This is a genomic window from Pedobacter sp. (assembly GCF_045627485.1).
Classification (GTDB): Bacteria; Bacteroidota; Bacteroidia; order Sphingobacteriales; family Sphingobacteriaceae; genus Pedobacter.
The window spans coordinates 1-25,505 of sequence record NZ_JAZQNU010000115.1 but is presented as its reverse complement, the minus strand read 5'-3'; the positions used below and the strand labels follow the sequence as shown (position 1 = coordinate 25,505).

The window sequence follows — 25,505 nt, the reverse complement described above, 5'->3', positions numbered from 1 at the left end:
ATCGTCAACAATAATGAGTTCATAATTAACACCAGTATTTTCCAAAGCCTCAAATACTGAAGGCAGGTAGGATTCCAGCAAGTGTTTACCATTATAATTAGGGATTATTACGGAAAGACTTTTCTTCATGAAGATGATTTGACTATTTTATAATTACGGTATTCAAATAACCTGATACCGGTAATATCTTCAATTTTCTGTAACACCTTACGTCTTAAATTCATTTTAGGGGTAATTTTGGTGATGTCTTCTTCAAACTTCCAATTTGTAGCGGCAATTCTAGGTGCAATAACTGCTGGATGGGTTCCGGTAAATTTAACCAGTCGATCAGCATTACGCAGGTCAAAAGACTGCTGAACGGGGAAATTTTCTTCCACCCAATTGGCGGTTTGATAAAATTGATTGAAATTTCTAACCTTTCCTTGAAGCGCAGCAGGAGTTTTTACCCAGCCGTAATGGTATATGTAGGCATCAATAAGTTTAACACGAAGTTTTCGGCCATCAATTCTAAAGCCTTGAGCATCTTTATAGGAATGAATGCCTGGTAAATTCTTAAGTATCCGAATTTCACGTCGATACCAGCGTCGAGATTCAGCGAAATAATCATAAGAACCATAAAAATGCTTGTATTTCAAAAGCAGGCCCTCAATAGTTTGATCTTTAAGGTTATTGGCCATCTCACTTTTAATAAGTTCATGGTACTTTTCATGTATAACCTCATCTCCCTGGATATAGATCATCCAGTCGCTATCTTTAGAGACCTCGGCAATGGCTTTATTTGTTTCCAGCGCAAATACTTGTCCTCCTGCTCTTAATGAGTCATCCCAAACGGTATTAATAATTTTAATTTTGCCTGGGGCGAGATTTTGAATTAGGGTTTCAGTTTCATCTGAAGAGTTTCCTAAGGCGACTATAAACTCGTCGCATAAAGGTAAAACCGAAAGAATAGCCTCACTGATGGGGTAATCATTAATTATTGCATTTCTGATAAAAGTGAAGCCGGTTACTTTCATTGAGGTATCTGGTATTTAGGTTCCAAAGATATCTTTTATTTTTGATCTGTTTCTTTGCTGTGCAGAACTGGCGTAGTGAGTTGCTTGTCCTTCCAATGTTCCCCTTTATCATACAGCAGTTTACTAAAGAGATATTTAAACTTTAAATGCCCCTGATAGTCTGTCCCAAATAGTCGGTAAGAGATGTTAGGTTTTTCTTTTAGGCATAAATTTATAGCATCGCTATAAACCTGGGGTCCGGTCATTTTATGGACATCGTGTTTATATTTGTTTGTCCTGATGTTTTCCAGCACAAGTTCTATTGTTTTTTCAAGGAAAGGATGGTTGGCCTCGTATATTAATGCCCACTGCACGAAAAGGCCTTCATTCCTTTCTTTTGAAATAATTGCGACATCGTCAGGAAGGATAAAGTCGTTTAGTTTGCCATTAATTGCGCTGTCGATATCCAGATAGATTCCCCCTTTCTTATATAATACTGCATATCTGAAGAAATCGGCTTTTGCAGCACCAATGTTAATTCTTTTATATAATTTGAACACCTCCTGATCAAAGTCTGTTTTTAGAAAGTGATCTATGCGGGCATCGTCATAAAACTCATAAGCATATTCCGGATTTTTTTTTCGTAAACTGGCAATGTGCCAACGAGTCAGGAATGGCAGTTTAGATGTTTTGAAGGTCTGATATAAGATTCTTGGAATCGGCATGATTTCAGCTTTAATCCATAACTCATTCCACTTCAGCTTAGTCTCTGCAAATCTAAATATTTTCCATTTATTTGTAAACAAAAGGGATTATGCATGGAGCTTACAGAAACATTAATTCAAGGAATTACAGGAGGTGATTTTATTTCTTTGGCAAGGGCATTAACGCTCGTTGAAAATGAAATAAAGCCATCGGCAGATCTTTTACGCGCTTTACGTATACGTGCTGAAGTACCGGTAATTGGAATTACGGGGCCCCCGGGAGCAGGGAAGAGTACACTGGTAAATTCGATTACATCAAAATTAGTTGAAGGCAATAAAAAAGTGGCCATTTTGGCTGTAGATCCGACATCACCATTCAATTTTGGAGCTTTACTCGGTGACAGAATTAGAATGGCTCAACAATTTAATAACCCTAATGTATTTATTCGTTCTGTAGCAACAAGGGGCGCTTTGGGTGGCATTTCCACAAAAACAATAGAAATGGTTGATGTAATGAGGGCTTCAGATTTTGACCTTATACTCGTTGAAACCGTCGGGGTGGGGCAGTCGGAGTTGGAAATTGCAGGTTTGGCTGACCGCACTGTTGTTGTTTTAGTTCCTGAGTCTGGGGACGAAATCCAGAACATTAAGTCTGGTTTAATGGAAATAGCTCAGGGATTTGTGGTCAATAAAGCTGATCGGGACGGTGCCGATATTTTTGCAAATAATTTGTTAAAACTGCTTCGGCAACAGCATACAGAATTGCCTGTTTTTAAGACAGTGGCTGAAAAGGATGTTGGCGTTGACGCTTTGTGTAATTGGTTGATGACCCCAATTGAATATGATAATGAGCTTAGGCCCTACTTGTTAGCTGAAAAGGCCTTTAGGATCATACAGCACCATCGGATGCGAGATGTAGATAAAGGAAAACTCAGAGAAGATGTAAAAGTCGCGATAAGAAAATCCGATTTCAATATTTATCGTTTTATTGACCGCTGGAGGAATTAGTATGCGCAGTAAATCTGTATAAAAAACAGGACTGTTGTATTTAGATATATAATATTTGAAAGATTTGAGGCGATAAATACTTCTAAGTTATTGCCTCTAGGCTTATAATTAACAACTTTAAATTATAATGACATACGTATTAAATAATATTTAAACATTAATTATGTGGTTAGAATATTGAATATTAATTAATTAGCGGGTTTCTGTAACAATTATAGGCGTGATGTTATCTTATATTGTATATATTTCAGCCTAGCAAATGGTGTATTTTGTCTGAATGTATAAGTTTGGAACGGTGTTTGTATAACAGTTTGAGAATTTAAAAATTTGTTTAATTTTGCTACACAAAAAAAATTAGACACTTAAAATTTGTTTAACCTTAAAAAAGAAAATTATGAATTATTCTACTTTAAAAAGAGGTCTAGCAGTTTCTTTTGTCGCATTAATGGGAGCTACGACTCTTGCAAGTGCACAGGATTCTACTATGACAACATCTTCAGCCAAGGTATTTGGTGGAAGAGGACAGTACAGAACTTGGTCGATCGGTGTGAATGCAGGTGTTATGTCTCCATTCTTGGTTATCGGTGGTACTAACGATTTCACTAATCAAGACGTTAACTTAGGTTACGGCTTATCATTGAAAAAACAATTAGGACATGCATTTGGATTAGAAGGTAACATTTTCCGTGGAAAAGTTTCTGGAACAAATAAAGATGCTCCAGGTGGTTCACAATTCGGTGTTAGAGAATTCGAAACTGAAATTGGATACTCTGCAGATTTAAGAGGTGTTGTTAATGTTGCAACAGTTGACTTTTTACGTCGTGAGAACTCAGTTAACTTTTTCGTTTCTGCTGGTTACGGTTTAATCGCTTATGCTCCTAAAGTTACTTTAGAAGGTGGTACAGTTGCTGACTGGAAAGGTATTGCTGGCGATTCAAGAGATAAAGAATATGTTAAAGAAGCTTATATCCCAGTTGGTGCTGGTGTTAAATTTAAAGTTTCTGACCGTGTAGCTTTTAACTTAGGTTACACTATGCACTTTATTGATAGCGATAACTTTGATGGTGTTTATGCTAAACCAACTTCAAAAGATAAATTTTCTTACGGTTATGCAGGTTTAGAATTTTCTCTAGGTTCAAGCGACAAACCGAACTTAGACTGGGTTAACCCACTTGCTTTAATGTATGATGAATTGAAAGATCCTTCATTACGTCAAGAAGTTGAAGCATTAAAAACTCGTGTTACTAACGTAGAAAGATCTATTGAAGATTTGAAAAAAGATACTGATGGTGACGGTGTTGCTGATCAATTTGACAAATGCCCTGGAACTCCAGCAGGTACAGCAGTTGATGGTTCAGGATGTCCTCTTCCAGTAGCTACAACAACTCTTAGCGGTAACGTAACTGGTTTTGAGCCAATTCAATTTGAATTCAACAGTTCAGTATTACATACTGAGGCTTACCCTATCTTAGATAAATTGTCTTCAATTTTACGTGACGGTGGTGGTAAAGTAACTTTAAACGGTTATGCTTCAAGTGAAGGTACTGCAGCTTACAACATGAAGTTATCTAAAGACAGAGCAAATTCTGTTAAAACATATTTAGTAAACTCTGGTGTTAATTCTAGCCAGATCACTACTAAAGGTTATGGAGAAGCTGATCCAATCGCTTCTAACGATACTGAAGAAGGTCGTATCCTTAACCGTCGTGTTGAATCTGTAAGAAACTAATCTTTCTTAACAACATACTTGAAAAAGAGGGCTTCGATATTCGAAGCCCTCTTTTTTTATTTATACATTTGTGTATGTACTTCTTTCGAAAAAAAGACAGCAACAGACCCACTAGCGGTAGTCTAAAAGCCATGCATTTTATAAATACGCTGGCTATATTGATATTTCTTGCCGGTATTATTTGGAAGTTAATTGACCTACTTATTTTAAAATAACTTTGATGAAACAAATCATCTATACTGCCGATGCGCCAGCGCCGATCGGTCCATACAGTCAAGCTGTATTAGCAAATGGATTTCTATATATTTCCGGACAAGTTCCAATAGATCCTGCCAACGGTGAGTTAGTGCAGGATTCTATCCAGGCGGAAACTACACAGGTTATGGCTAACTTAAGTGCATTGTTAGTAGCGGCAGGTTACGATTTTGAACATATTGTAAAAACAACCATATTTCTTTCTGACATGAGCTTGTTTGCTGATGTGAACGATATTTATGGCTCCTATTTTACTTCGGATTTTCCAGCGCGTGAAACTGTTGCCGTAAAAGGTTTACCTAAAGGTGTTAACGTAGAAATTTCGGCAATTGCTTTCAAGGCTTCCTAGTCAATTAAGCAAAAACATAAATTTTGTATACAGGAATTTTAACATCCCCTATTGAATACCTGAAAGGTGTTGGTCCCAAACGTGCCGAGCTCTTGAAAAAGGAGTTGGGCATTTTTTCTTATGACCACCTCTTAAATTATTACCCTTTCAGATATATCGACAGGACACGTTTTTATAAGATAAACGAGTTGGATCCTGAACTGCCACTTGTGCAGGTTATAGGTAGAATTACTGATAAGCAGCTTATTGGTGAAAAGCATAAAAAGCGCATTGTTGCAAAATTAACAGATGAAACCGGGACAATAGAGCTGGTATGGTTTCAAAGTCTAAAATGGGTAGATGAAAATGTAATGCGTGGAAAGGTATACATTGCCTTTGGTAAACCTAATGTTTTTAATGGCACCTATAGCATTTCTCATCCCGAATTGGAATCGTATCCAAGGCCTACAACAATTACAGGTAACTTAACGTTGCAGCCTATTTATAATTCCACAGAAAAGCTTAAGAAACACTTTCTGGACAGTAAAGGAATCCAGAAACTCCAGGCCTTGGTAATTCAGCAACATCTCCGCGAAGTAAAGGAAACCCTCCCAAATTACATTAGTGATAAGTATAAGTTGGTAAGTAAGCGTGAAGCTATTCTGAATATTCATTTCCCTGCCACGGCCCGGGCTTTACAGGATGCTGAGCGACGACTTAAATTTGAAGAATTATTCTTTATTCAGCTTCAACTGCTTAATACTAAACAACAGCGATCCCTGAAATATAGAGGCATCCGCTTCGATAAGGTGGGTGACAAGGTAAATACCTTTTACCGTGAAATGCTCCCTTTTGAGCTAACTAATGCTCAGAAAAGGGTGATCAAGGAGATTAGGGTGGACACTCAACGTGGTGTTCAAATGAATCGGCTTGTACAGGGCGACGTTGGAAGCGGCAAAACCATTGTCGCCTTGATGAGTATGCTTTTGGCCAATGATAATGGTTGCCAGGCGTGTATGATGGCTCCTACAGAGATATTGGCCCGGCAGCATTACGAATCGCTAGCCGCGCTTATACAGGACGATTTCGTAAAAGTGGCCATTCTTACAGGAAGTACAACTAAAAAACAACGCACGGTGCTTCATCAGCAACTTGAGGATGGGGAGATTGACATACTGGTAGGTACCCATGCCCTGATTGAAGATAAAGTCCAGTTTAAAAACCTGGGTATTGTTGTGATTGATGAACAACACCGATTCGGGGTAGAACAGCGTGCTAAGTTATGGCGCAAGAATGTTATTCCCCCGCATATTTTAGTAATGACCGCCACTCCAATTCCACGTACTTTGGCTATGACTTTATATGGCGATCTGGATGTGTCAGTTATCGATGAGCTCCCGGCCGGACGACGACCTATTGAAACCCATCATTTATATGAAGGGCAACGGTTACGTATGTTTGGTTTTATGAAGGAGGAGATCAAAAAAGGCCGGCAGGTTTATGTAGTTTACCCCTTGATAAAAGAAAGTGAAAAATTGGACTTACTTTATTTGGAAGCAGGGATTGAACAGATGCGTTATCAGTTTCCTTTGCCCGATTACCAGATTAGTGTGGTTCATGGAAAGATGACCAATTCCGATAAACAATACGAAATGCAGCGTTTTGTTGAAGGGAAAACACAGATTATGGTGGCCACAACAGTCATTGAGGTGGGGGTAAACGTACCTAATGCCTCAGTAATGGTAATTGAGAATTCCGAACGGTTCGGTTTGTCGCAGTTGCACCAGTTACGTGGCCGTGTGGGGCGAGGTGCAGAACAATCTTTCTGTATATTGATGTCGGGGAACAAACTTACCCGGGAAGGAAAACTTCGGCTTGAGACCATGGTGAAAACTAATAATGGTTTTGAAATTTCGGAGATTGACCTACAATTGAGAGGTCCAGGTGATTTATCTGGCACACAACAAAGCGGTGTGCTGGATTTAAAAATGGCAAACCTTGCCAAGGATCAAATCATCTTGCAGGAAGCACGAAATACAATTATAGCCATTTTTGAGGAAGATCCTTTATTGGAGCTTCCTCAAAATCATTTGCTTAAAAGTTTTTTAGAAAAGAAGAACCAGGGGATCTCTTTCGATAAAATATCATAAAGTTAATCCTCGTCGCTACCAGGAATTGATCCGCTTCCAGAATATGCTCCTTTACGAATGATAGGCATCTTTAAATGCTTGTATAAATCATCCAGATGCAGCAAGCTCCCATTGGTCAGGTTGCCCAAGAAAATTACAACAATTTTTTTGTCCAGGTCGCGAACGTAAATGTGTCTGAAGCCATGCCACCAACCCGTATGATAGGCGACCTTGCGTCCTTTATCTCCTTCAAACAAACGCCAGCCATAACCATAGTTGAAGTGGCCATTAATGGGTTTGTTGTGGCCGGTATAAGAAGAGTCGAGACTTGCTTTTTTAAGTAGTCTACCTTTATGTAAGGCGTTATCAAATAATACAAGGTCATGCAGGGTGCTGTAGATTCCTTTATCACCAACAGGACCATCTAAAAAGTTCTGTACTACAGAATACCTCCAAGTACGGTCGTGACCTATTACATCAACCGGGATTTTAGGGTATACGGTTGTAGAATAAACGTGAGTATTTTTCATACCCGCAGGTATAAACACGTTTTCCATCATATAATCTGCATAAGTTTTACCAGTTACTTTTTCGATGATGGCAGCAAGAACCATATAGTTTGAGTTATTATAATGGAATCGCGTATCTGGTTTAGCGTAACGGGGCGGTTTGTGTTCCTCAATCAGTCTCATCACATCCTGATTGCTCATGGGTTTCTTCTTATCTTTCCATATACCATCAGTAAAATACACATAATTCATCATTCCACTTCTGTGGGTAAGCAACAGTTTAATATTGATTCCCTCATAAGGGAAATTAGGATAGAATTTTTTTACATCGTCTTTAAGGGATAATTTCCCTTTTTCTACCAGTTGCATAATAGCGGTTCCAGTAAAAGGTTTTGTTACCGATGCAAGTTCAAATTCTGAGTTTATTTTAAGGCTGTCGCGGTGTAAGTAATTTGCCCAGCCAATGGCCCTCTGGTAAATAATTTTCCCTTCCTTAGCTACTAACACATTGCCGTTAAAACCATATTTTTTGTGCAGGTTCTGTACAAAATCTGCAATAAATTTATCCTCTTTTTCCGGTTTGTAAACAATTAATAAACTATCTGTCTTGTCGTCATTTTCTGTTCTAATGGTAGGGTCAATGGTATCTTTACTGGATGAGGAACAGCTTGTAAATAGAAAAGTGGCTAAAGCAGCCACCACGAAAAATTTTTGATAGGTCATGAATAAAAACGGGTTCTTTTAAAAGGTGGAAAATTAAGAAATATACCCCTTTAAACGTAAAATTGTTTTAAACATTATTGGTTTCTTTACATTCACGTTTGAAGATAAAGCTTAAATTTGCATCAAAACTTATAAAATTATGGCTTTTAGAACGGAACGCGATACAATGGGTGAAGTACAGGTGCCTTCTGATAAATATTGGGGCGCACAAACTGAACGATCACGTAATAATTTTAGGATTGGGCCTGAGGCATCCATGCCAAAGGAGATCATTCATGCCTTTGGTTATTTGAAAAAGGCTGCTGCAATGGCCAACCAGGAATTGGGTGTTTTAGCTAATGATAAAAAAGAGTTAATTGTAAAAGCTTGTGATGAAGTGATTTCTGGAACTTTAGACGACCAGTTTCCTTTGGTAATCTGGCAAACCGGCTCAGGTACACAAAGTAACATGAACGCAAACGAGGTTATTGCCAACCGTGCGCATGTGATTAATGGTGGCGACCTTAACGATAATAAAAAGGTGCTTCATCCGAATGATGACGTGAATAAATCGCAATCGTCAAATGATACTTATCCAACGGCAATGCACATTGCTGCCTATAAACAAGCTGTTGAAATTACACTGCCTGGAATAGAGAAATTATGTACTACCTTGGAAGCCAAGGCGGAAGAATTTGCTGATATCGTTAAAACAGGACGTACCCACTTTATGGACGCTACGCCTTTAACATTAGGTCAGGAATTTTCAGGTTATGCACAACAATTGCGCAATGGGATCAGAGCGGTAAAAAACGCCCTAGAAATGATTGCTGAGGTTGCGCTAGGTGGCACTGCAGTTGGTACAGGCTTAAATACACCAAAAGGATATGATGTGTTGGTAGCAAAAAAGATTGCCGAACTTACCGGTTTACCTTTTGTTACTGCACCAAATAAATTTGAAGCTTTAGCGGCTCATGATGCAATGGTTGAGCTTTCTGGTGCCTACAAACGTGTGGCAGTTTCCTTAATGAAAATTGCTAATGATGTAAGAATGTTGAGTTCTGGTCCACGTTCAGGTATAGGTGAAATCATTATTCCGGATAACGAACCAGGTTCATCAATTATGCCAGGGAAGGTTAATCCAACACAGCCTGAGGCATTATCTATGGTTTGTGCGCAGGTGATTGGTAACGATGTGGCTGTAAGTATAGGCGGATCAAATGGTCACTTTGAGCTGAATGTATTCAAACCTGTTATTGCTGCTAATGTATTACAATCAGGCAGGTTAATTGGTGACGCATGCGTGTCATTCAATGACCATTGTGCAGCTGGTATTTTGCCAAACCTTCCGGAGATTAAAAAGCACCTGGAAAATTCTTTAATGTTGGTTACTGCATTAAATCCTCATATTGGTTATGAAAATGCTGCCAAGATTGCTAAGAAAGCACATAAAGAAAACAAAACACTTCGTACAGCAGCAGTAGAACTTGGGTTGTTAACAAGCGAACAATTTGATGAGTGGGTTAAACCATCAGAAATGGTAGGAAGTTTAAAATAATTTGAACAGGAACATGATAAAAAACCTCTTCCTTTTGCTGCTATTCGTTTGTGTAATCACAGCTTGCAAAAGACTGCCAAACGTACAAGGAAAAGGAGAGGCCTTCCTTCAGGGCGTGTGGAATCAGGACAGCATTGCAAACGCAGACAAACTGTTAAGTTATACGCAACATAAATTTAAGTTTACCTGTGATTCTTTTTATGTTGACCTTACCACCTATTCTAAAGTAAATTACTATGCCGATTCCTGTTTTAACAACGGGGTGTGGAAGGAATATGCTAAAGGGGTATATGTGGTGCGTAACGATAGCCTTTTTATGGAAGGCGATTATACCAAATCGAATTATAAACAAAAGGTATCCGGATGTTTCCATACCGGGCGTTACGTAAAAAGTTTTTATGTTAAATCCATTAGTCCTAATCTTATCCAAATGGAGAGTACCAATGATCAGCGTGATATAAATTTAGCGTTGAAGGAAAGAATTGTATGCGAGCAAAAGCCATTATAGAATGAACATTAAAACAGTTAAAAATAAAGTAAAGATTGGTTTAGCGCTTGCTCTTTTTACCTATATGCCTATTAAAGTTAGTGCCTGGGGCATGATTGGCCACCGTGTAGTTGGCGAAGTAGCAGAATCTTATTTAACAAAGAAAGGCCTAAAAGGGGTAAAGCATGTTCTAGGATCCGAAACACTCGCTATGGCTAGCAACTGGCCTGATTTCATTAAATCAGATACCTCTTTTAACTATATGGGCTCCTGGCATTATGTTAATCTGCCTGGCGGATTAGATAAACAGGGGGTGTACCAGTTTTTGAATACAGAGAAAGTGCCAAATGTTTACGGCCAGATTAATGCCATGGTAAACATATTAAAGGATAAGCAAAGTTCTGCTGCACAGCAGCAAATGGCCATGCGCGTATTAATCCACCTTGTTGGCGATCTTCACCAGCCTATGCACACAGCTAGGAAAGAAGATCTTGGCGGAAATAAAGTATACGTTACCTGGTTCGGAGCCAGATCTAATCTCCACAAAGTGTGGGATGAAGAATTGGTGGATTATCAGCGTCTTAGTTATACAGAATACGCAGAAGCGATCAATCACCCTACGAAAACTCAGGTTAAAACCTGGCAGGCTGCTTCTTTACAGGATATGGTTTTCGAATCGTATGAAGCTTGTAATGTCATCTATGCCACAACTAAACCAGACGATAAATTGAGTTATCGCTATAACTTTGACCATGTGGAGACACTGAATGAACAACTTCTTAAAGGCGGTGTCAGATTGGCCAAGATAATCAACGATATCTATGGATAAGTTGAAATTGTACATGATCATGCTGGGCTGTAAACCAACTGGCAGGCATACAGAACAACATGATGTTTTTTTTTCCCTGGCTGGTTCTCTAAAGGAAACTATACCTCATGCCAAGGCCTTTTGGCCGGAAGCACAAGATAATATGCACCTGGATGCCTGGAGGGAAGTTACGCATGTTGATGGGTATGAAGTGTCGGTGGTGCCTAAAACTTCTGGGCCCATGGAGAATAAGTTGTTTTTCATAAACCTGGGTGGTTACAAAGCAGGTGAATTTGACGAGCCCCATTACAAATTACTGGTAGTTGCACCGGATCTCGCCTCTGCTACACAACAAGCTAAACAAACTGCTTTTTTTAAACACACTGGTTTTACGGGAGCTAACGCGCATATCGATGATAAATATGGTATCGACGTTGATGACATATATCAGGTTGAGGACATTCTGCCTGCCGGCTTCCGTGACCACTACAGTTTGTCTGTCAATCCTATGCCCTCACAGGCAATTGACGAAATACACCTGGGATATTTCAAACTAAAAACTATTTTAGGATGAAGCTGTTATTCCCATACATCAAACATAAATCAATATGGGAAATAGCAAAATAAACGCAGAAATCTTAAACGACCTGATACAAATCAATAATGATCGCATTGCAGGTTACGAAAAAGCAATGGCAGAGTTAGAGCCAGCGGATAGTGACTTAAAGGCGCTGTTTGTAAAAATGATTGGCGAAAGTCATAAACATAAATTAGCGTTAGCTACCGAGGTTCAGGCTTTGGGTACTGATGTTGATCACGGTACTACCAATTCTGGTAAAATCTACCGGACATGGATGGATGTAAAAGCTATATTTACGGGGCATGACCGCAAGACAGTGTTGGAAAATTGTGAATTTGGTGAGGATGCGGCACAGAAAGCTTACAAAACAGCATTAGAGGAAGAAGATTTGTCGGAACACCTTAGAGCGCTGATTGCAGAGCAAAAAGCAGAGTTAAGAGTGTCGCATGACCAGATAAAAAGCTTAAGAGATATGCAGGCTTCATAAGCCCGATTATAAATAAAAAAGGTTGTACCATTGTGAAAAATGATACAACCTTTTTTTTGCTTGTTTTAGTTGAACTTTTGAAAGTTCAATAAATAACTACACCCCATATTCCTTATCTAAATTTTCTGTTACCTTAACTATGGCGTTGTCAATAGTGTTACTTAATATGGTGTAAAAAGAACCGGATTTGGCTGTAGCCATGATATACTTCAGTGCATCATCGCCATTATTGTTAATAATCACTTCCATATCAGGTTTAATTTCATAAATGCCATCTAAAAGGATGTCGATCAGTTCTTGTTGATTACGTCCCCTGAGGTATTTTTCCTGGCAAATAATTATTTTATCAAACATCATGGCCGCAATTCTGGCAGTTTCCTTAATGTCCTCATCGCGCCTGTCACCTGTACCAGAAAACACCCCAACATGTTCAGTAGCCTCCACTGTTTTTAGGAAATCCTTAATGCCATTAAAGCCATCAGGGTTATGGGCAAAATCTACCATGATTTGAAATTCCTTGAACTTAAAGATATTCATGCGACCCGGAGTAAGTGCTGCTGAAGGAATGAATGTTTGCAGTGACATTCTGATATCCTCAATTTTGTAGCCACATAGGAAAGTAGCTAATGTTGCTGCGAGCACATTCTCGATCATGAATTCCACTGTGCCCCCGAAAGTTAAAGGAACATGGGTAACTTTATCGACCCTGATTTTCCAGTCGCCTTTTTTAATAGTAATGTAACCATTTTCATAAATGGCAGCAGTGCCCCCCTTTTTGCAATGTGCAATAATAGCGGGGTTACTTTCATCGGTGCTAAATAAGGCTACCTGGCAATCGGCATCGCTAGCGATTTTCAAACAATGACTACTATTTGCGTTCAACACCGCCCATCCGGTTCTTTTAACCGCACCAACAATAACGCTTTTTACACGGGCCAGGTCGTCAAGTGAATGAATATCCGCAATGCCTAAATGGTCTTCTTGTATATTTGTCACAATGCCGATGTCACATTTATTAAAACCTAAACCTGCCCGTAATATTCCTCCGCGTGCAGTTTCTAATACGGCAAATTCAACTGTAGGATCACGTAAAATAAATTCAGCACTAATTGGACCAGTGGTATCACCTTTCATTAGCAGGGTGTTCTGAACGTATATCCCATCTGAGGTGGTATAACCTACCCGCGTACCATTGCTTTTAACAATATGTGCAATTAAGCGTGTAGTGGTTGTTTTACCATTGGTTCCAGTAACAGAGATAATAGGTATCCTCGCAGATTTTCCTGGTGGATATAACATGTCTATTACCGGTTCGGCTACATTTCTTGGTAGGCCTTCGCTTGGTGCCAGGTGCATCCTGAACCCTGGTGCGGCATTCACCTCCAGCACCACCCCGCCATTGTCTGTAAGGGGTTGTGTAAGGTTTTCGGCCATGATATCAATTCCGCAGATGTCCAGTCCGATAATTCTGGAAATCCGCTCACTCATAAAGACATTTTGAGGGTGCACCAGATCGGTCACATCGATAGACGTACCACCTGTGCTTAAATTTGCCGTTGATTTTAAATAAAGGATTTCTCCATTGGGTACTACTGTATCCAGGGTGTAGCCTTTCTTATCCAACAAATCTTCGGTATCACGGTCTACCACAATCTCTGTAAGCACATTTTCATGTCCGTAACCACGACGTGGATCAGTGTTTTCCTGATCAATCAATTCCTTTACGGTCAGCTGACCATTTCCTTTAACATGGGCAGGAACGCGTAAGGCCGCCGCAACCATCCTGTGGTCAATAACGAGCACTCTAAAATCGTAACCTGTAATAAAACGTTCTACTATAATTTTTCTTGAATATTGTTTAGCATACTCAAACGCTTCCAGTGCAGCAGCCTCTGTTTTAACATTTATCGAGGCTCCTTTTCCATGGTTGCCATCCAAAGGCTTGAATACGAGCGGAAAGCCTACGGTTTTAAGGGCGCCCTGTAGCTCTTCTACTGTCGAAATGGTTACGCCAGCAGCAACGGGGATAGCTGCATCCTGCAATAGTCTTTTCGTTTCGTCTTTATTACAGGCAATGTCAACGGCTATGCTATTTGTTTTTTCGGTCATGGTTGCCCTAAAACGCACCTGGTTTTTACCGTATCCCAACTGGATCAATGAGCTTTTATTTAACCTGATCCAGGGAATATCTCTGGCGATGGCTTCATTAACGATGGAGCCTGTACTCGGGCCTAAGCGTTCCAGTTCACGAAGTTCGCGCAATTTTTGAATGTGTTCTTCCAGGTTGCATTCGTCTCCATTGATTAGATCTCGTACAATTTGTACCGAAGCTTCAGCGGCGTACTTGCCTGCTTTTTCTTCAATATAACTGAACACTACATTGTATACGCCAGGTGTTCTGGTTTCACGTGTACGACCAAAACCAGTATCCATGCCAGCAAGTGTTTGTATTTCGAGGGCAATATGTTCAATCACGTGGCCCATCCAGGTACCTTCCTTAACTCTTTCGAAAAATCCACCAGCATGTTCTTTCGAACAGCGATGAGAATATAAACTGGGAATAGCTTTTTTAAGGCGCTCACCAAATCCATCAATCAAGTTTGTTGGTCGTTGTTCCAGTTCTTCCAAGTCCAGACGCATTTGAATAAGTTTCTTTCTTTTAATCGACCAAATATTTGGTCCTCTGAGCACTTGAATGCCTAATATATTCATGTATGATTCGTTTTTTCGTTTTTGCCGGAATGGTCGGTTTTTGGGGGCACTGCAATTATGTAGCCAAAACCAACTAAACCATAGATTGATTTTTTGTCTATAAATTTAATAAAATATTTGATCACTTTTTTTAGTGTATATTGTTAATTCGTCGTATTCTTTTAATAAAAAAGGACAGATATTAAATCATAGCCCATATATTTGATATAGTAGGGATTTAAGCGACTAAAATGACTCCAAAAGGCAAATTAATAATTATTGGTGGTGCAATAGATACAGGTAGTTTCACAGAAACCCAATTTGGTTTACCACAAAATATGAATTTCTTCGAAAGAGGCATTTTAAAACGCATTACTGTGGAGTCTTTGCATCAAACAACGTCGAGATTTGAAATTATTACTACAGCTTCTTTAATTCCTGTGAAAGTTGGGGAAGAGTATATTAAAGCTTTCGCACAGTTAGATGTTCACGACGTTGGTGTACTAAACATCAGCAGCCGCGAGCAGGCAAATTCTCTGGAGAACTGTGATCGTATACAAGCAGCAGACGTACTCGTGTTTACTGGCGGTGACCAATTACGCCTGTCGTCTATTTTCGGTGGAACTAAAAGCCACCAAATTATGCTAGAAAAGTACCAAAATGAAGAAATTGTAATTGCAGGAACTTCGGCAGGCGCTGCAGCTAGCTCCAAGAACATGATCTACCAGGGAAGTAGCAAAGACGCGCTTCTTAAAGGTGAGGTTAAAATTACCGGGGGTTTAGGTTTTATTGACGGCGTTATCGTGGATACACATTTTGTGCAACGGGGCAGAATAGGACGTTTATTATACGCGGCAGCTAGTAATCCGGGTAACCTGGGCATCGGTTTAGGGGAAGATACCGGACTATATATTACAAATGGCCATATGATGCAAGCCATTGGCTCGGGTATGGTCATACTTGTTGATGGTCGTCAAATGACCGACACTAATCTAACCGATGTCGAAATGGGAAAACCAGTATCTATTAAAAACATGGTGGTTCACGTGATGTGTGAAGGCGATTTATACGACCTCTCAGAACATACGCTAACTATCCATCATCCTAAAAGCATAGGTGCCATTTCATGAAGATAATTATACACGGTGGATTCTTTAGCGAATCAAATAGAAACCAGGAAACTAAGATAGCCAAACAAAAGGCTTTAAGTGAGATTTTAGCTGCGGCTTATGACTATTTACAAAACCATAGTGCAACCGAAACGGCTGTGTTTGCAGTAAGTTTACTTGAAGATCATCACTTGTTTAATGCGGGCCTAGGGTCACAGATACAAAGCGATGGGAAAGTAAGGTTAAGTGCCTCCTTAATGGATGGTAAAACGCAACGTTTTAGTGGGGTCATTAATATTGAAGATGTCAGAAACCCTATTCAGGTTGCTGAACGATTGGCGGCCTATGACGATCGTGTATTAAGTGGGGCGGGGGCCCTGGCATTTGCAAGGGAACATGGTTTTCATTATTTCAATCCTATCACCACTCAAAGACAAGCTGAGTTTGAAGAAAAACGTAACCAGGCAAATAGGAAAGGGACGGTGGGTTGTGTAGCTCTGGATCGCGATGGTTTTTTGGCAGCAGCGACATCAACCGGGGGTAAAGGATTTGAAATGCCGTGCCGGGTAAGTGATTCAGCAACCGTAGCCGGAAATTTCGCCAATACACACGCCGCGGTGTCATGTACCGGTGTGGGAGAAGACATTATAAATACAGCGCTAGCAACAAAAATTGTTACCCGGGTAACCGACGGTAGTACGCTTAAAGCGGCTACAAAGAAATCCTTTGTCGAATTGGCTGCCATCGACGGTTTTGCAGGTGTTATCGGGATCACCGCTGCTGGCGAGGTCTATCATTTAGATTCCCATGATTATATGGTCTGGGCAGCTTTTGATGGTAGTTTACAGGTGTTTAACTAAAAATAGTTTATATTTGTAATATGTATAAAGTTTGCCTAACGGTGTGTAGTGTGTTATTTAGCTTCGGAGCTATGGCACAAACGAGTAATTTTATTACGCCATCTCCGCTGGGAGAAGGAGCCTCCATTCATATTGCGGTTTCCACACTTGATGATGAAGCAGACGGGGACGCTTTTTTTGCTGAAGCAGAGCGAACGCAAAAAAGAGGGCAGTTAAACGAAGCTTTAACTTTGTATGGAAAGGCGGCTTTTGAATATAACATTAAAGGACAATACCTGTTATACGGTACCGCTCTACTCAAATTAAGCAATGTCCATTTGTTACTTAACCATTATAACGAAGCTGCGCAGGTCATATTAAACGTAGCATTAAAAAATTACTCTCGTATCGGACATAGAAGTGGGCAAATGGAGTCTTATCACCAATTAGGGAAAGTGTATTATGCATCGAATAAATTAACGGAATCTTTATGGTTCTATACCCAGCAAGGCATACTTGCGAGGCAATTGCATAACAACACCGCTTATATTGATTCCATGATGGGTATTATCCATGTCAAAATAAAGAGGAAAGAGTACAACCTTGCCCTAAAGGATGTAAGCAGGGCAGAGGTTTTTGCACGCGCCAATAAGGTGAATCATTATAATACACAGTTAAAAAATACGCGAAAGCTATTAAAGGAAAAGGTTAACGCAAAAAAATAACTGACATAGTTTGTCAGTATTAAAGTTTACCAAAAAGAGACCGTAATAATACTGTCTCTTTTTTGGTTATTTCAGAAATTGGTATCATATTGGTTGTTGATAAAACAAATGGATTTTAAATTATTTAAGCAAATGTTGAAAAGAATTCTACTGGTAACTTTTACCGCTGCTGTGTTGGCCTGTCAGGCCTCACCAAAACAACAGCCGGTGGTGGAAGGCATTCCAAATATAAAACCGGCTGAGCAACAAAGTTTGGTAGCGAGAGAGGTGGTTGCGCTGATTGAGAATTACAACTATAAGAAGTTGAAGCTTAATGATTCCATTTCATCGCTGGTATTTGATAACTATATCAAGGCGCTTGACCCTTCAAAAAATTACTTTCTAAGTTCAGACATCAAGGCCTTTGAAAAATACAGAAACACACTGGATGACGATTTCAGAAATGGGGATCTTAGTGGGCCTTTTTTCATTTTTAACGTTTATTTAAAGCGTTATAATGATTGGATCAATTATTCGATTTCACATGTGAAGCAGAAGTATGATTTTTCTAAAGATGAAACCTACGTGTTCGACAGGGAGAAAATGCCATGGGCAAATACCGCTGCTGAACTACAGGACATTTGGAGAAAGAGGGTGAAGTACGAGTTGGTTAACTTGAAAATAGCCGGCACTGATGATGAAAAGAACATCGAAACTTTAACCAAAAGGTATACGAATTTAAAATCCCAGGTTAGTAAAATTAATAACCAGGACGTATTTCAGTCCATTATGGATGCTTTTACAGTAACCATAGACCCCCATACAAATTATTTTAACCCATCTAATGCGCAGGCATTTTCCGAAGATATGGCTCGTTCTTTCGAAGGAATAGGTGCTAGGTTACAGCTGGATAACGAAGTGATCAAAATCAGCGAGATTATACCAGGTGGTCCTGCTTTCAGAAGTAAAGCCCTTAGTGCAGGCGACCGTATTGTAGGTGTTGCTCAAGGTGACGGTGAATTTGAAGATGTTATCGGATGGCGATTAGAAAATTCTGTAGCTAAGATTAAAGGCCCTAAGGGTACTAAAGTACGATTGAAAGTCATACCATCAGGACAAGAAATGTCGGCAAAACCAGTCATCATTGAGCTGGTGCGTGAAAAAATCATTATGGCAGATCAATCTGCACAGAAAGAGGTAAAGACGGTTAAGTCTGGCGGTAAAGAATATAAGATTGGAGTTATCAAGGTTCCAGCTTTCTACGCTGACTTTAAAGCGGCCAAGGCTGGTGATCCTAATTATAAAAGTACCACACGTGATGTAAGGCTGCTGCTTGACACTTTAAAATCTATAGACAAGGTAGACGCAGTGGTGATGGATTTAAGAGCAAATGGAGGCGGATCATTGTTAGAGGCAATTAGTCTAACCGGCCTATTTATAGATAAAGGTCCAGTAGTGCAGGTTAAAGATTTAAGAGGTGGAATTGAAGTAGATGAAGATACAGAGCCCGGTGCAGTATGGAATGGTCCTTTCGGTGTTATGGTAGATCGTTTGAGCGCTTCGGCATCTGAAATTTTTGCGGGAGCAATTCAAGATTATGGACGTGGACTGATTTTCGGCACTCAAACCTATGGTAAAGGCACGGTGCAGTCGTCAATTGACCTGAATAGTTTGGTTAACCGCTCAATTTTACAACGACTGGCTGCTTTAGTCAACAAAGACGGTGTAAGTGTAGCTGGTGGTGCGGCCGATATGCCTCAATTAGGTTTGATAAACTTGACAATGGCGAAATTCTATCGCGTTACTGGGAGCAGTACACAAGATAGGGGTGTGACGCCGGATATAGTTTTTCCTTCTGTTTATCCAATGGATAAAATTGGAGAGGATACAGAGCCTTCTGCATTGCCGTGGGACGAAATCAGAAAATCGACCTATGTGCCGGTGACCGATTTAACAGCTACTAAAGCAAAATTAAAGGAGCTTCATGATCAGCGGATGCAAAAATCGGAAGAATACAAGCTGCTTCAGCAGGATATTCAGGATATGAAGAAACGAGAAAATGAAGTGTCAGTGAGTCTTAATATTGCGAAGTTAAAAGCTGAGAGAGATAGTCTGGAAGCAAAGTCTCTAGCCAGAACAAACAAATTAAGGGAATTACGTGGTTTGCCACCGCTTAAAAAAGGGGATAAAAGCACCAAAGAAGAACGCTTCGATTTTGTAGAAGACGAGAGTTTAAAAGTAATGGCCGACCTTATGCAGATTCAAAAATAAGTACTCAATTTATATGATAGGGCTGCTGTATTCAATACAGCATCCCTTTTTATTTACATCCCGGCATAGATATTGTATTTATGCAAGCATAATCATCTAAACTTATGAATGTAAAACGTACTTTCGGAACAATCTTAACAATTTTAGGCATCATTGGACTTATCTGGGCCGGATTGGGCTTCGTCAACCACAGTATACAAATGCGTGAGCTGATCGTTGTCGCGATCATTGGGATTATCTTTTTCGTATCAGGTATCGGCCTGGTTAGAAATACTAAAGACGAGGCATAATTGATCAAAAAAAATGCTCCTAATTACTTAGGAGCATTTAAATATGGTTGTTTAAAACTTACTCTTGTATAAGATCGCTTTTTACACCATCCAGAATACGGCCGCCTTTATAAAAATAACGTGAGTAATAAGGCTCATTAAGGTTGCTGATAACAACACCTCTGGAAGTGGATGCATGAGCAAAACGGTTATCTCCTAAATAAATGCCAATATGCGTAATGCTTCTGCTCTTTATTTTAAAGAAAACCAAATCTCCTTCTTTCAATTCGTCTTTAGGCAAAGGATTAACCATGCTAAAGATATCTCTTGAATTTCTTAAAATAGTGGTGTTAAATACTTTGTCGTAGATTGTTTTGGTAAATGCAGAACAATCTATGCCTTTCTCAGAGTTTCCTCCAAAACGGTAAGGAGTACCGATCCATTCATAAATGAATTTGTAGAGTTTGATGTTTGATGTTGCGTCCATGGCAACACCCATCACCTGTGAGAAATACTGGGAAGCTAAATTATCGGGATCAGCTAATTTGTTGGTTTCTTTATCTTTTGATTGTGCAAAAACTGCGGTAGATCCACATAGCACAACTAACGAAGAAAACAAAAATTTCTTTATCATGTTTGTATTAAGTTTGGGTAAAAAGCACTTGCACTTAAACTTACACCGCTAAGGGCTTATTGTCATTCTTCCAAAACTATGGATTTTCAAAATGTTATCCAAATGTAATCTTAACATTTCTTAAAGTTATTAACATTTGGCCTTGTGCCTATGTGTATTTTACATTCAATTTCTTCGATATATTACAATAATAAAGTAGATTTGCTCTCGTAAAAAAATCAACACCCAAAATGAGTGCAGTAGAAATTAATAAAGTTACCTATTTGAAGTGGTTTGAGTCGATGTTGCTGATGCGCAAATTCGAAGAGAAAACTGGGCAATTATACGGACAGCAAAAAATCCGTGGCTTTTGTCACCTATATATTGGTCAGGAGGCTGTTGTAGCCGGAGCAATCTCTGCTTTACAACCTGAAGATTCCATGATTACTGCTTACCGAGATCATGCACATGCATTAGCGAAAGGTGTTAGTGCCAATAGCATTATGGCTGAAATGTACGGTAAAGCTACTGGCTGCTCAAAAGGTAAAGGTGGATCTATGCACATGTTCAGTAAAGAATTTAACTTTTACGGTGGGCATGGTATCGTTGGTGGACAAATTCCTTTAGGCGCAGGTATTGCGTTTGCAGAAAAATATAAGGGCACTAAAAATGTAAATGTATGTTACATGGGTGATGGAGCTGTTCGTCAGGGTGCTTTAAATGAAGCATTCAATATGGCCATGCTTTGGAAACTTCCAGTGATATTTGTTTGTGAAAATAATGGTTATGCAATGGGAACCTCTGTAGAGCGTACCACAAACATGACTGACATATATAAAATCGGTTTAGGTTTCGATATGCCATGTGCTCCTGTAGATGGTATGGATCCTGTTGCAGTTCACAACGCGATGGATGAAGCGGCTCAACGTGCACGTAACGGAGAAGGACCAACCTTCTTAGAAATGCGTACCTACAGATACCGCGGTCACTCGATGTCCGATCCTGCGAAATACCGTACAAAAGATGAGTTAGAAGAGTACAAAGCTAAAGATCCTATAGAATTGGTGCGGGAAGTTATTTTGAAAGAGAAATATGCTGACCAGGCCTGGATTGAAGAAATTGAAGCTAAAGTGAAACAGATCGTTGACGATTCTGTGAAATTTGCTGAAGAATCTCCATGGCCAGAGGCATCAGAACTATATACTGATGTATATGTTCAGGAGAATTACCCATATGTACTAGATTAATATTTACCTTTTATCATTGATAATATAGAATGGCTGAAGTAGTTAGAATGCCCAAGATGAGCGATACCATGACCGAAGGGGTAATGGCAAAGTGGCACGTTAAAGTTGGCGATAAAATTAAAAGCGGCGATGTAATGGCCGAAGTGGAAACCGATAAGGCGACCATGGATTTGGAATCATATTGGGATGCTACAGTATTGTACATTGGTGTTGAAGAAGGTAAAGCCGTTCCAATCGATGCAGTAATTGCCGTTGTAGGTAAAGAAGGTGAAGATTACAAAGCTTTATTAGAAACAGAAACTACACCCGCAGCGCAAGAAGAAAAAGCTGCTGCACCAGCACCAGAGGCGAAAAATGCTGAAGCCGCTACGGCACCTGCATTGTCTGAAGCTGACCTGGAGAAAATGGGTGTTACGGTAGTTCGTATGCCTTTGTTAAGTGATACCATGACAGAAGGTGTTATTGCAGAATGGCATAAAAAGGTAGGTGACCAGGTAAAAGATGATGATATCCTTGCTGATGTAGAAACCGATAAGGCAACTATGGAAGTAATGGGGTATGCTGCGGGTACTTTATTGCATATTGGCGTTGAAAAAGGCCAAGCAGCAAAAGTAAACGGCATTATTGCTATTGTTGGTCCGGAAGGAACCGATATCAGCGGTATCTTAAGCCAGGGTGATGCACCTGCAGCAGCTGGTAAAACAGCAGCGGCAGCAACGCCTGAAACAGAAGCCGCACCAGTTGCAGCAGAACAAAAAGAAGCCGTTACTGCTGATGGTGGACGTGTTAAAGCTTCTCCTTTGGCTAAACGAATAGCAAAAGAAAAAGGTATAGATCTTGCACAGGTTGCAGGTAGTGCCGATGGTGGTCGCATCATCAAAAAAGATATAGAAAATTATAAACCTGCAGTAGCAGCACCTGCCGCTCAGGCGTCTGCACCAGCAGCAGAGAAAACAGGTACTACTATTCCACAGTTCATCGGTGAAGAGAAATACACAGAAAAACCAGTTACCCAAATGCGTAAGGTTATTGCCAAACGTTTGTCGGAAAGCTTGTTTACTGCACCGCATTTCTACTTAACCATGAGTATCGATATGGACGGTGCTATTGCCGCCCGTGGAAAAATTAATGAGTATGCGCCGGTTAAAATCTCTTTCAATGACATGGTGTTAAAAGCAGTTGCTATTGCTTTAAAACAACATCCAAATGTTAACTCTTCTTGGTTAGGCGATAAAATCCGCTATAATGAGCATGTTAATATTGGTGTAGCTGTAGCTGTAGAAGATGGATTATTGGTTCCTGTGGTACGTTTTGCCGATGGAAAATCATTATCTCACATCTCTGCTGAAGTGAAAGACTTTGCACAACGTGCCAAAGCTAAAAAACTACAACCAGCAGATTGGGAAGGTTCGACCTTTACCATTTCTAACCTGGGTATGTTTGGTATAGATGAATTTACTGCCATTATTAACCCACCTGATGCTTGTATTTTAGCCATTGGCGGAATTTCGCAAGTGCCAGTAGTTAAAAATGGTGCTGTAGTTCCAGGAAACGTAATGAAAGTAACTTTAAGTTGCGATCACCGCGTAGTAGACGGGGCAACCGGTTCTGCTTTCCTCCAAACCCTAAAGGCGCTTCTGGAAGAACCTGTTAGGTTATTAGTTTAAAAAATAGAAAAGCTGCTTAGGCAGCTTTTTTTATGCCTTTTACTTTTTGTACTTTTGCCGCTATGTCTATCATCAAACCATCTTTAGTAAAAGGAACCCGCGACTTCTCTCCACAGGAAATGATCAAAAGAAACTTTATTTACGACACCATTAAAACAGTGTTTCGTAAATATGGTTACGCTGAAATCCAGACGCCTTCCATGGAGAACCTCTCTACCTTAACCGGTAAATACGGTGATGAAGGCGATAAGCTGATCTTTAAAATATTGAACAGCGGCGATTACCTTGCCAAAGTAGATGCTGATTTGCTAAATAGTCGCAATTCAAACGCGGCAACTTCCTATTTGAGTGAAAAAGCATTGCGATACGACCTCACCGTTCCGTTCGCTCGTTACGTAGTAATGCACCAGAACGATATTGCTCTTCCATTCAAACGTTTCCAGGTGCAACCAGTTTGGCGTGCCGACAGGCCACAAAAAGGACGTTACAGGGAATTTTACCAATGTGATGTTGACGTAGTAGGATCTGATAGCCTACTAAATGAGGCTGAATTCACCTTAATTTACCAGGAGGCTTTGCAAAATCTGGGTTTAACTGATTTTTCAATAAAAATTAATAACCGTAAAATCCTTTCTGGCATCGCTGAAATTATAGGAAAACCAGAGCTGATTATAGATATGACGGTGGCGATTGATAAACTGGATAAGATAGGCTTTGAAGGCGTAACCAAAGAATTGCTGGAGCGTGGTTTTACCGCTGCGGACATCGAGGTGTTAAAACCTGTTATTTTATTGGAAGGCACTAACAACGAGAAGTTAGCCCGCTTAAAAGAAGTGCTGGCCACCTCTGAAATTGGATTAAAAGGGATAGAAGAGATAGAAAGCGTATTCGGTTACATTGTGTCGCTATGTGGCACGCAGCCAAAGGATATGAAGTTGGAGCTGGATATTACCCTGGCAAGGGGCTTAAACTATTATACGGGCTGTATTTTTGAAGTGAAAACAAACGAAGCAGCTATGGGTAGCATAGGTGGGGGTGGTCGTTACGACGACCTGACCGGTATGTTCGGATTAAAGGGACTCACTGGTGTAGGTATTTCTTTCGGTGCCGATCGCATTTATGATGTGTTAGAAGAACTTAACCTCTTCCCAAATACCGTTGTTGCAGGCACAAAGGTGTTGTTTAGCAATTTTGACAAAGAAGCCGAAATATATGCATTGCCACTATTACAGCAACTACGTGATGCCGGCATTGCTGCAGAACTTTACCCTACGGCAGCCAAGTTAAAAAAGCAGATGAGTTATGCTGATGCCAAAAACATTCCTTTTGTAATCCTTATTGGTAGCGATGAGATGCAGAGCGGCCTTCTTACTTTGAAAGATATGCAAACAGGTAATCAGCAAAAACTAACGCTGGCCGATATTCAGATTCGCTTACAAATGTTTATTAAAGAAAATCAAGTTTAAAGTTTAAAAGCCTTATTCCTTCATTGGAGGCTGGTCCTGAGCTATATTAAAACAAAGAACCTTTTAGTGGTGTTTAGCAAAGACAATTTATCGTCTATGAGAGCAATTTGGAAAGGATCTATCGGTTTTGGTTTGGTAAATATCCCCGTAAAGCTTTATTCTGCTGTGCAGAAGAGCAACCTTGATCTTGATATGCTTGATGCAAAAGATCATTCCCGGATTAGATTTCAGCGGATTAATGAAAGCACACGAAAAGAGGTGTCTAACGATAAGATTGTAAAAGGTTATCTACTAAATGATAACTATGTGATTCTTGATGAACAGGATTTTGCGGATGCCAGTCCGGAGAAAAC

The 25,505-nt window shown here is 39.9% G+C and carries 25 protein-coding genes; 19 read left to right on the top strand and 6 right to left on the bottom strand.

Annotated elements, in window-relative coordinates:
* The 3 genes from ACR2F3_RS08980 to ACR2F3_RS08970 form a co-directional block, all read right to left on the bottom strand.
* Positions 1–129 (bottom strand): glycosyltransferase family 2 protein (locus ACR2F3_RS08980; RefSeq protein WP_432709644.1); only part of this gene is annotated, 129 nt, incomplete at its 3' end.
* The gene (locus tag ACR2F3_RS08975) at positions 126–1,013 is read right to left on the bottom strand and encodes a glycosyltransferase family 2 protein (RefSeq protein WP_432709643.1); all 888 of its coding nucleotides are present in this window, start codon (positions 1,011–1,013) and stop codon (positions 126–128) included. The genes ACR2F3_RS08975 and ACR2F3_RS08980, both read right to left, overlap by 4 nt.
* 35 nt (positions 1,014–1,048) lie before the next feature.
* Entirely contained in the window at positions 1,049–1,717 is a 669-nt protein-coding gene (locus ACR2F3_RS08970; RefSeq protein ID WP_432709642.1) for a glycosyltransferase family 32 protein, read from the bottom strand.
* Between the two features lie 93 nt (positions 1,718–1,810).
* Between ACR2F3_RS08970 and meaB the strand changes: the two genes are divergently transcribed.
* The 5 genes from meaB to recG all read left to right on the top strand — a co-directional run bounded on the left by meaB (position 1,811) and on the right by recG (position 7,166).
* A complete protein-coding gene (gene meaB, locus ACR2F3_RS08965; protein WP_432709641.1) occupies positions 1,811–2,704 on the top strand; it encodes a methylmalonyl Co-A mutase-associated GTPase MeaB in 894 nt (297 codons plus the stop codon).
* A gap of 394 nt (positions 2,705–3,098) precedes the next feature.
* A complete protein-coding gene (locus tag ACR2F3_RS08960) occupies positions 3,099–4,433 on the top strand; it encodes an OmpA family protein (RefSeq protein ID WP_432709640.1) in 1,335 nt (444 codons plus the stop codon).
* Positions 4,434–4,507: 74 nt separating this feature from the next.
* Entirely contained in the window at positions 4,508–4,648 is a 141-nt protein-coding gene (locus tag ACR2F3_RS08955; protein WP_432709639.1) for a DUF6728 family protein, read from the top strand.
* Positions 4,649–4,653: 5 nt separating this feature from the next.
* Entirely contained in the window at positions 4,654–5,037 is a 384-nt protein-coding gene (locus tag ACR2F3_RS08950; RefSeq protein ID WP_432709638.1) for a RidA family protein, read from the top strand.
* Positions 5,038–5,060: 23 nt separating this feature from the next.
* Entirely contained in the window at positions 5,061–7,166 is a 2,106-nt protein-coding gene (gene recG / locus ACR2F3_RS08945; protein WP_432709637.1) for an ATP-dependent DNA helicase RecG, read from the top strand.
* Between the two features lie 2 nt (positions 7,167–7,168).
* Here the strand turns inward: recG and ACR2F3_RS08940 are convergent, their stop codons facing one another.
* The gene (locus tag ACR2F3_RS08940) at positions 7,169–8,377 is read right to left on the bottom strand and encodes a serine hydrolase domain-containing protein (protein ID WP_432709636.1); all 1,209 of its coding nucleotides are present in this window, start codon (positions 8,375–8,377) and stop codon (positions 7,169–7,171) included.
* Positions 8,378–8,516: 139 nt separating this feature from the next.
* On the opposite strand from ACR2F3_RS08940, the gene fumC reads away from it, so the two are divergent.
* From fumC to ACR2F3_RS08915, 5 genes are read left to right on the top strand one after another with little or no spacing between them, the layout of a single operon-like run.
* Positions 8,517–9,914 (top strand): class II fumarate hydratase, encoded by a 1,398-nt coding sequence (fumC, locus tag ACR2F3_RS08935; protein ID WP_432709635.1) that lies wholly within the window; start codon positions 8,517–8,519, stop codon positions 9,912–9,914.
* A gap of 13 nt (positions 9,915–9,927) precedes the next feature.
* Positions 9,928–10,422, top strand: a complete 495-nt coding sequence (locus ACR2F3_RS08930) for a fumarate hydratase (protein ID WP_432709634.1) — start codon at positions 9,928–9,930, stop codon at positions 10,420–10,422.
* 1 nt (position 10,423) lies between these two features.
* A complete protein-coding gene (locus tag ACR2F3_RS08925) occupies positions 10,424–11,230 on the top strand; it encodes a S1/P1 nuclease (RefSeq protein WP_432709633.1) in 807 nt (268 codons plus the stop codon).
* Entirely contained in the window at positions 11,223–11,783 is a 561-nt protein-coding gene (locus tag ACR2F3_RS08920) for a DUF1543 domain-containing protein (protein ID WP_432709632.1), read from the top strand. The genes ACR2F3_RS08925 and ACR2F3_RS08920 overlap by 8 nt, the downstream gene beginning before the upstream one ends.
* A 34-nt stretch (positions 11,784–11,817) precedes the next feature.
* Positions 11,818–12,276: a ferritin-like domain-containing protein gene (locus ACR2F3_RS08915; RefSeq protein ID WP_432709631.1), complete on the top strand. Its 459-nt coding sequence runs from the start codon at positions 11,818–11,820 to the stop codon at positions 12,274–12,276.
* Positions 12,277–12,372: 96 nt separating this feature from the next.
* Here ACR2F3_RS08915 and cphA read toward each other — a convergent pair whose 3' ends face one another.
* Positions 12,373–14,988 (bottom strand): cyanophycin synthetase, encoded by a 2,616-nt coding sequence (gene cphA / locus ACR2F3_RS08910; RefSeq protein ID WP_432709630.1) that lies wholly within the window; start codon positions 14,986–14,988, stop codon positions 12,373–12,375.
* Between the two features lie 230 nt (positions 14,989–15,218).
* Between cphA and ACR2F3_RS08905 the strand changes: the two genes are divergently transcribed.
* The 5 genes from ACR2F3_RS08905 (at position 15,219) to ACR2F3_RS08885 (ending at position 20,180) form a co-directional block, all read left to right on the top strand.
* Positions 15,219–16,097 (top strand): cyanophycinase, encoded by an 879-nt coding sequence (locus ACR2F3_RS08905; protein WP_432709629.1) that lies wholly within the window; start codon positions 15,219–15,221, stop codon positions 16,095–16,097.
* Positions 16,094–16,936 carry an isoaspartyl peptidase/L-asparaginase gene (locus tag ACR2F3_RS08900; RefSeq protein WP_432709628.1) on the top strand — a complete coding sequence of 281 codons (843 nt, stop codon included), beginning with the start codon at positions 16,094–16,096 and terminating at the stop codon, positions 16,934–16,936. Before ACR2F3_RS08905 ends, ACR2F3_RS08900 begins: the two co-directional genes overlap by 4 nt.
* 71 nt (positions 16,937–17,007) lie before the next feature.
* Positions 17,008–17,640 (top strand): hypothetical protein, encoded by a 633-nt coding sequence (locus ACR2F3_RS08895; protein WP_432709627.1) that lies wholly within the window; start codon positions 17,008–17,010, stop codon positions 17,638–17,640.
* Between the two features lie 132 nt (positions 17,641–17,772).
* Positions 17,773–19,890 (top strand): carboxy terminal-processing peptidase, encoded by a 2,118-nt coding sequence (locus ACR2F3_RS08890; RefSeq protein WP_432709626.1) that lies wholly within the window; start codon positions 17,773–17,775, stop codon positions 19,888–19,890.
* 104 nt (positions 19,891–19,994) lie between these two features.
* The gene (locus ACR2F3_RS08885) at positions 19,995–20,180 is read left to right on the top strand and encodes a hypothetical protein (RefSeq protein ID WP_432709625.1); all 186 of its coding nucleotides are present in this window, start codon (positions 19,995–19,997) and stop codon (positions 20,178–20,180) included.
* Positions 20,181–20,238: 58 nt separating this feature from the next.
* On the opposite strand, the gene ACR2F3_RS08880 is transcribed toward ACR2F3_RS08885, so the two are convergent.
* Positions 20,239–20,793 carry a C40 family peptidase gene (locus ACR2F3_RS08880; RefSeq protein WP_432709624.1) on the bottom strand — a complete coding sequence of 185 codons (555 nt, stop codon included), beginning with the start codon at positions 20,791–20,793 and terminating at the stop codon, positions 20,239–20,241.
* Positions 20,794–21,023: 230 nt separating this feature from the next.
* Here ACR2F3_RS08880 and pdhA point away from each other — a divergent pair, with 230 nt between their 5' ends.
* The 4 genes from pdhA to ACR2F3_RS08860 form a co-directional block, all read left to right on the top strand.
* Positions 21,024–22,019, top strand: a complete 996-nt coding sequence (pdhA, locus tag ACR2F3_RS08875) for a pyruvate dehydrogenase (acetyl-transferring) E1 component subunit alpha (RefSeq protein ID WP_432709623.1) — start codon at positions 21,024–21,026, stop codon at positions 22,017–22,019.
* 29 nt (positions 22,020–22,048) lie between these two features.
* Complete coding sequence (locus ACR2F3_RS08870; RefSeq protein WP_432709622.1) at positions 22,049–23,686, top strand: pyruvate dehydrogenase complex dihydrolipoamide acetyltransferase; 1,638 nt, start codon at positions 22,049–22,051, stop codon at positions 23,684–23,686.
* A 62-nt stretch (positions 23,687–23,748) separates the two neighbouring features.
* Complete coding sequence (gene hisS / locus ACR2F3_RS08865) at positions 23,749–25,152, top strand: histidine--tRNA ligase (protein WP_432709621.1); 1,404 nt, start codon at positions 23,749–23,751, stop codon at positions 25,150–25,152.
* Positions 25,153–25,248: 96 nt separating this feature from the next.
* A partial coding sequence (locus ACR2F3_RS08860) for a Ku protein (protein ID WP_432709620.1) occupies positions 25,249–25,505 on the top strand: 257 nt, incomplete at its 3' end.